The sequence below is a fragment of the Streptomyces sp. NPDC127108 genome (assembly GCF_042677545.1).
GTDB lineage: Bacteria > Actinomycetota > Actinomycetes > Streptomycetales > Streptomycetaceae > Streptomyces.
On record NZ_JBHXTE010000040.1, the window covers coordinates 85859 to 93143 of the forward strand.

The 7285-nt window shown below is 70.8% G+C and carries 5 protein-coding genes and 1 pseudogene; 2 read left to right on the forward strand and 4 right to left on the reverse strand.

Going from position 1 to position 7285, the window contains the following annotated elements; all coding sequences use genetic code 11:
- Positions 1-12 precede the first annotated feature (12 nt).
- Positions 13-711 carry a GNAT family N-acetyltransferase gene (locus tag ACFVHO_RS29765; protein WP_385721160.1) on the reverse strand — a complete coding sequence of 233 codons (699 nt, stop codon included), beginning with the start codon at positions 709-711 and terminating at the stop codon, positions 13-15.
- A gap of 179 nt (positions 712-890) precedes the next feature.
- Here ACFVHO_RS29765 and lon point away from each other — a divergent pair, with 179 nt between their 5' ends.
- Positions 891-3308 (forward strand): endopeptidase La, encoded by a 2418-nt coding sequence (gene lon / locus ACFVHO_RS29770; RefSeq protein ID WP_385721162.1) that lies wholly within the window; start codon positions 891-893, stop codon positions 3306-3308.
- A gap of 183 nt (positions 3309-3491) precedes the next feature.
- On the opposite strand, the gene ACFVHO_RS29775 is transcribed toward lon, so the two are convergent.
- Positions 3492-4331, reverse strand: coding sequence for a lysozyme (locus ACFVHO_RS29775; protein ID WP_385721165.1), 840 nt, complete (start codon positions 4329-4331; stop codon positions 3492-3494).
- 300 nt (positions 4332-4631) lie between these two features.
- On the opposite strand from ACFVHO_RS29775, the gene ACFVHO_RS29780 reads away from it, so the two are divergent.
- Positions 4632-5126 (forward strand): MarR family winged helix-turn-helix transcriptional regulator, encoded by a 495-nt coding sequence (locus tag ACFVHO_RS29780; RefSeq protein WP_385721188.1) that lies wholly within the window; start codon positions 4632-4634, stop codon positions 5124-5126.
- Between the two features lie 135 nt (positions 5127-5261).
- Here ACFVHO_RS29780 and ACFVHO_RS29785 read toward each other — a convergent pair whose 3' ends face one another.
- Positions 5262-6617 carry a hypothetical protein gene (locus ACFVHO_RS29785; protein WP_385721167.1) on the reverse strand — a complete coding sequence of 452 codons (1356 nt, stop codon included), beginning with the start codon at positions 6615-6617 and terminating at the stop codon, positions 5262-5264.
- A 264-nt stretch (positions 6618-6881) separates the two neighbouring features.
- Positions 6882-7285 (reverse strand): annotated as a pseudogene (locus tag ACFVHO_RS29790) (hypothetical protein); the annotation flags it as partial.

Here is a 7285-nt window from a genome sequence, read left to right on the forward strand (position 1 = left end):
TAGTCGGGGCGCTCAGGCCTCCTCCGGTCCCTTCCGGCGCGCGCTCGTCAGGCCGGCGACCACCTGCCACCCCAGCGACTCGTACAAGGCGCGTCCTTCCGGGGTCCCGGCGAGTACGCCGATCTCCGCGCCCTGGTCGACGGCGGCGACCGCGAGGGTGCGCATGACCAGGCTGCCCAGGCCCTTGCGGCGGTGCTGCGGAGACGTCTCGATCTGGTCGGCGACGGCGGTGCGGCCCGTCGGGGCGATCTGGCCGCGAGCTGCCCAGTGACCGTCGGCGGTGGTGACCATCGCGCGGAAGACGCCGCCGCGCGACCAGGTGCGGAGCTGATAGCCGTCCGGGACCACCAGGTGGTTCGGGGGGACCGGGGTGAGCGGCACGGTCATCAGGTAGCCGTCTTCCGGGTCGATCCACCACTCGGGGCCGAGCCAAGGGGCGACGCGGTCCGGGAAGTCGAAGACCTTCAGCCATACGTCGGCGCCGGTCACCGATGAGGCGACCTTGCGTACGTCCGACTCCTGGACGTCCGTGCCTGTGGCGCCGAAGACGTGCCGGGACGGGTGCTTGATGTGGCCGACGTCGATCGTGAAACCCCAGGGCTCCACGGTCGGCGGAGCGGCGCCGCGAGAGACGCCCCAGCCGTCGATCCAGGCCCGTACGGCGTCGCGGCCCGCGAGGGGGGCTCCCTCTGCTCCCTGTGTCGCGTGCATGGGGCAACCCTTCAGATCGGGACCAGTGTGTAATGGCTGCAACTGCTGAGAGAACCTTACGTAGGGGGATTTCGGCGGCGACAGAGGTGATCGCTGACAGCGAACAAGTCCGGGGGAACATTCAGGGACTCAGGAGCATTGAGTCGGTATAGCTCAACTTGAATGCCGAAGGGGAGATCATGGCTGCTGAGTCCACGTCGTACACACCGCTCGCTCTGCCCGTGCTGCCGCTCGATGACGAGATCGTGCTGCCCGGCATGGTGGTGCCGTTCGACCTGTCCGATGCCGAAGTGCGAGCCGCGGTGGAGGCCGCGCAGGCCGCCGCGCGGTCCAGTGGAAGCAGTAGCAAGCCGAAGGTGCTGCTTGTTCCGCGGATCGACGGGACGTACGCGGGCATGGGCGTGCTCGGTACGGTCGAGCAGGTCGGCCGGCTTGCGGACGGGGATCCGGGGGCGCTGATCCGTGCTCGCGGACGGGTGCGCATCGGTGCGGGCACGACCGGGCCCGGCGCGGCCCTGTGGGTGGAGGGCGCGCGGGTCGACGAGACCGTGCCGGATCCGCTGCCCGGTGCCACCGCCGAGCTGGTCAAGGAGTACAAGGCGCTGGCCACGAGCTGGCTGAAGAAGCGCGGGGCCTGGCAGGTGGTCGACCGCGTGCAGCAGATCGACGACGTGTCGGCGCTGGCGGACAACTCCGGGTACTCGCCGTTCCTCACCACCGAGCAGAAGATCCAGCTCCTGGAGACCGAGGACCCGACGGCGCGCCTGAAGCTGGCCACCGAGCAGCTGCGGGAGCACCTGGCCGAGCAGGACGTGGCCGAGTCCATCGCCAAGGACGTGCAGGAGGGCGTCGACAAGCAGCAGCGCGAGTTCCTGCTGCGGCGCCAGCTGGAGGCGGTGCGCAAGGAGCTGCGCGAGCTGGACGGCAAGGAGGGCGAGGAGGAGTCCGACGACTACCGCGCCCGGGTCGAGGCCGCGGACCTGCCGGAGAACGTACGGGAAGCGGCGCTGAAGGAAGTCGAGAAGCTGGAGCGCGCGAGCGACCAGTCGCCCGAGGGCTCCTGGATCCGCACGTGGCTCGACACGGTGCTCGAACTGCCGTGGAACGAGCGCACCGAGGACGAGTACGACATCAAGGGCGCCCAGCAGATCCTCGACGCGGAGCACGCGGGGCTGCAGGACGTGAAGGAGCGCATCACCGAGTACCTGGCGGTGCGCAAGCGGCGCTCGGACCGGGGCATGGGAGTCGTGGGCGGACGGCGCGGCGGCGCGGTCCTGGCCCTGGTCGGCCCGCCCGGAGTCGGCAAGACCTCGCTCGGGGAGTCCGTGGCGCACGCCATGGGACGCAAGTTCGTGCGGGTCGCGCTCGGCGGCGTGCGGGACGAGGCGGAGATCCGCGGGCACCGGCGTACGTACGTGGGCGCGCTGCCCGGGCGGATCGTGCGGGCCATCAAGGAGGCCGGGTCCATGAACCCGGTGGTGCTGCTCGACGAGATCGACAAGGTCGGCTCGGACTTCCGGGGCGACCCGGCGGCGGCGCTCCTCGAAGTGCTCGACCCGGCGCAGAACCACACCTTCCGCGACCACTACCTGGAAGTCGAACTCGACCTGAGCGACGTGGTGTTCCTGGCGACCGCCAACGTCCTCGAAGCCATCCCGGAGGCGCTGCTCGACCGCATGGAGCTGGTCAGGCTCGACGGGTACACGGAGGACGAGAAGGTCGTCATCGCCCGTGACCACCTGCTGCCGCGACAGCTGGAGCGGGCCGGGCTCGGCGACGGCGAGGTGACGATCGACGAGGGCGCGCTGCGCAAGCTGGCGGGGGAGTACACCCGCGAGGCGGGCGTGCGCAATCTGGAGCGGTCCGTCGCCAGACTGCTCCGCAAGGTCGCGGCGCAGCACGAACTGGGCGAGCGGGAGCTGCCGTTCACCGTCGGCGCGGACGAGCTGCGCGGGCTGATCGGGCGGCCGCACCACGTGCCGGAGTCGGCGCAGGACCCGGCCGAGCGGCGGACCGCGGTGCCCGGTGTGGCCACGGGGCTCGCGGTCACCGGGGCCGGTGGCGACGTGTTGTTCGTGGAGGCGTCGCTGGCCGACCCGGAGACGGGTGCGGCGGGTCTGACCCTCACCGGACAGCTCGGTGACGTGATGAAGGAGTCCGCGCAGATCGCGCTGTCCTTCCTGCGCTCGCGCGGCGCCGAGCTGGAGCTGCCCGTGGGTGACCTGAAGGAGCGGGGCGTGCACATCCACTTCCCGGCGGGCGCCGTGCCGAAGGACGGTCCGAGCGCGGGCGTCACGATGACGACGGCGCTGGCGTCGCTGCTCAGCGGCCGCCTGGTCCGTACGGACGTGGCGATGACCGGTGAGGTGTCGCTGACCGGACGGGTGCTGCCCATCGGCGGTGTGAAGCAGAAGCTGCTCGCCGCACACCGGGCGGGGATCACCACCGTCGTGATCCCCAAGCGGAACGAGCCGGATCTGGACGACGTCCCGGCCGAGGTCCTGGAGAAGCTGGACGTGCACGCGGTGACGGACGTCCGCCAGGTCCTTGAGCTTGCCCTCGCACCGGCCGAGGTGCGGGTTCCGGCGGCGGCGTGACGCGGCTTCCCGCCGCGGCGTGACGGGCGCGGCGGGGAAGGGCGGGGCCCGGACCCCCAGGAGGGTCCGGGCCTTGCCGCTCACCCCGTGCGGCCGTCACTCACGCGTGAGGCGGCAGCCTCACCCGCGTGGCGTCGGCTGCCCGGTGGGCGGTGATGTGCTCGTGGGCGGGAGAGGGCCCGGTCAGCCGTTGGCCAGGGCCTGCACCCTGTCGTACGCGCCGTTGAACTTGTTGTGGTCACCGACGATGGGACCGGTCGACGTGTACTGCCACATGGTGTGGAAGCCCCAGCCGGCCGGGAGTTCGCCGGGGCTGGTGTTGTAGCGGGCGATCCACAGCGGGTTGGTGCTGCCGAAGCCGCCGTAGTTGCCGGTGCACTGCTTCCACCAGCTGGTGGCGGTGTAGATGACGGCGTCGCGGCCGGTGCGTGCCTTGTAGGTGTTGAGGAAGTCGCGGATCCAGGCGACCATCGCGGACTGGGACTTGCCGAAGCAGGCCGCGCCGTAGGGGTTCCACTCGATGTCGAGGGCGCCCGGCAGGGTCTTGCCGTCGCGGGACCAGCCGCCGCCGTTGCTCGCGAAGTAGTTGGCCTGGGCGGCGCCGCTGGAGGTGTCGGGGGTGGCGAAGTGGTAGGCGCCGCGGATCATGCCGATGTTGTACGAACCGTTGTACTGCTGGGCGAAGTACGGGTTCTTGTAGGAGGTGGACTCGGTGGCCTTGACGTAGGCCCATCGCACGCCGCTGTTCCACAGGGCGGACCAGTTGACGTTGCCCTGGTGGCTGCTGACGTCGACGCCCTCGGTCTGGACGGCGTCGCCGCCGCTGGGCCGGCCGCCCTGGCCGTCGTGTTCCAGGACGCCCATGCCCATGCGGGCGGAGCCGCGCGGCGGGACGTCGTCACCGTCGGCGGCCCGGGCCGCGCCGGGCAGGGTGATGAGGAGGGTCAGGGCGGAGAGGACGGCGAGGAGAATGCCGGCCGCGGGGTGGGTACGGCGGGCGGTACCAGGTCTGTGCACGGGCATGGCGTGCCTCCGTTTGGCCTCGTGGAGTCCCGTGCGCAGGCGCGCTTCTTCCGTACGTGGGGTTCACGGTTCCCCCGTCGTACGGAGGGCGTGCGGTGGGTACGGGACTCGGTGGGGGGACCTGTCGACATGTCGCTGGTGTGGACATGTCATCAATGACGCTACGCACGTAGACCCCGGAGGGGAAGAGGCGCTCGCGCCCGCCGTTGGTCTACGCCTGCGAAATACTGGTCGAGCTGCGGCGATGGCCGTGGTCGGCGGAAACTTTCAGGATCGGAAAAGTGTGGCATGGGTGCTGACATGCGCGAGGACGCGGCCCGCGGCGAGGGTACCGGGGTGGGCGAGGCCGGGTCCGGCGGTGGTGTGGACCACGAATTCCTGTCCCTGGAGCGGGAGTTGACACTGTTGCTGCGCCGGGCGCGGGCCTCGTCCGGAGAGATGGCCCGGCAGGTGCATCCGGATCTTGAGCCGGCCGCGTACGGGCTGCTCGCGTTCCTGGACGAGTCGGGGCCCCGGCGGGCCACCGATCTCGCCGCGTTCATCGGGGTCGGCAAGGCGACGATGAGCAGGCAGCTGCGGGGGCTCGAGCAGTTGGGGCTGGTCGCGCGTGAGCCAGACCCCGCCGATGGCAGGGCCTGGCTCGTGCGGCTCACGGAGGAAGGCCGTGAGCGGTTCTGGACGGTTCGGGGGGCGCGCCGGGAGCGGTACGTTCGGCAGCTTGCCGGGTGGGACCGGGGGGAGGTGGCCGAGCTTGCCCGGTTGCTGGGCAAGCTCAACTCTGGCGCGGAGGCCTAGGGCGGGTGTATGCCGCCCGCTTCGCGGCGGAATTCTCCCACCCGCTCCACCCGTTCACCCCGCGCCGGACAGTCAACCTTGCGCCCGGTACATCCACATTCATGTCCTGCCCGCGCTGCGGACCGGTCTGCGGGGTTACTTCTGGCCGAACACCACCGCCAGCGGCTGCGGCGTCTTGTACACCGTCGACGGTTCCGTCACATGGTCCGCGCCCAGGTAGAGGCGGCCGCCCGCGTAGAGGGCGCGGCGGTCCGACTCGAAGCGGGACTCCATCTCGTAGCTGTCCGCCGGGTGCTGGAGGACCTGCTTCGCCTTGAGGGTGCCCGGGTCGGCCTGCCAGACGCCGCCGCCCTCCTCGCGGGCGATGTTCGCCTCCTGGTACGCGATGACCTTGCCGGAGTCGTCGAGGCCGATCGGCACCAGACGGCCCGAGTCCGAACCGGGCGTCCGGCGCAGCTGCTTGCCGGTCTTCAGGTCGAAGGACACCAGGTCGTTCCTGGCCTCGGAGGAACTGCTCGCGGGCTCCGAAGTGCTCAGGTAGAGCGCGTTCTTCTCCTTGCTGACCGCGAGCTGGGCGCAGCCCGTGACCTCGGTGGCCGGGCAATCGGCCTCGTACTTGCCGTGCTTGCCGCCGCTCGCGGGGATCGTGCTCAGCTCCTTGCCCCGCGCGGCGCTGTCGTCGACGGTGATGAACCGCGAGATTCCGGAGCCGCCCTGCGACTTGCCGTCGTCGGCGGCGAGCACCAGCGGGTCGACGGCGACCACGTGGACGTACTCCGTGCCCTGCGGCAGCTTGTACGTGGACTTCGCCGCGCGCGTCGCCGGGTCGACCGTCTCCACCTGGAGCTTGGGGTTGTCGGTGTCGCCGCAGTCGCGGACCGCGACCAGCTTGGTCTCGTCGCCCGCGTGGCCGACCGCGTCGCAGGTCTCGTCGGACGGCTTCCACAGGGGCGTGCCGTCGAGCTTCCAGCCCGCGCTCGCGCTGGTGCCCGCGGCCGCGACCGTGCCGCCGCCGACCGTGATCTCGTCGAACATCTCCGCGTTGCCGTCCGCGTTCACGCCCTGCTTGTGCCAGAGCATTTTGCCGCGCTGGATGTCGACCACGCCGACTTCCGTGCACACCGACGGGTCGTCCTTGTCGTCCTGGAAGACGACGGCGACCTTTCCGTCCTTGGTGGGCGTCTGGGACGACCAGCAGATCTCGCCGGTCAGCGGGACCTCCCACTCGGCCTTTCCGCCGGCCAGCGGATAGCCGGATATCTTCTTGAGTCCGGCCTTGACGAAATTCTTGTCCGTCGTCCACATGCCCATGGCACCGGCCATCTCACTGACCTTCGGCTGCGCCACCTCGGCGAGCACCTTCGCCTCGGCCCCGGCCGAACCCGAACCGCCCTCCTCACTGCCGCCGCCGTCGTCCTCCGAACCACAGCCGCTGAGCACCAGCGCGGCCGCGAGTACCGAACCCGCGATGACCGCCATGCGCCGGGACATTCAATTCTCCTTCGTGCGCGGGCACATGACCGGATGTGGCCATGCGTTCCCCATGCCCGCTGATCCTTCCCTGTCGCCGAATGGAATTTCAACAGGCAATTCCTGATCTCTGCTTCAGTTGAAATGTTCCGGAGATCAGTTCGCCGCGATTGCGGAATCGGATCGAATTGAATTGTTTTCTTTCTGTCCCGGTTCGCCGGTACGGAAACGTGTGCAGCCGGTACGGAAACGCGGGCAGCCGGTACGGAAACGTGGGCGGGGGAGCTACAGCTCCACGCACACGACCGCCGCGTCGTCGTACCGCTTCCCGCGCGGGAACGCCGCGCCCTCCGGGTCGGCCCGCTCCAGCTCCCGCACCCGGTCCACCAGCGCCTGCGGGCCGCTCTTGCGCAGCAGCGCGAAGCAGTCCGCCCAGTCGCCCTCGCGGAACGTCTCGACCCAGCGCCCCGCGCCGTCCGTCAGGGCCGCGAGCGCGGTGACGGCGGAGCGCGGCCGTGGGCCCGTGGCCCCGCGCGCGGCCCCCGCCCGGTCCCCCGCCCCCCGGAAGAAGCCGCCCACCCCGGTGCGCAGGGCCACGACCGCCCCCCCGGACCCCACCCCCACCCCCAGCCGCACCGCCACGCGCACCCCCACGCGTTGCCCGCACCCCGGGCCGGGGGGGTGGTGGG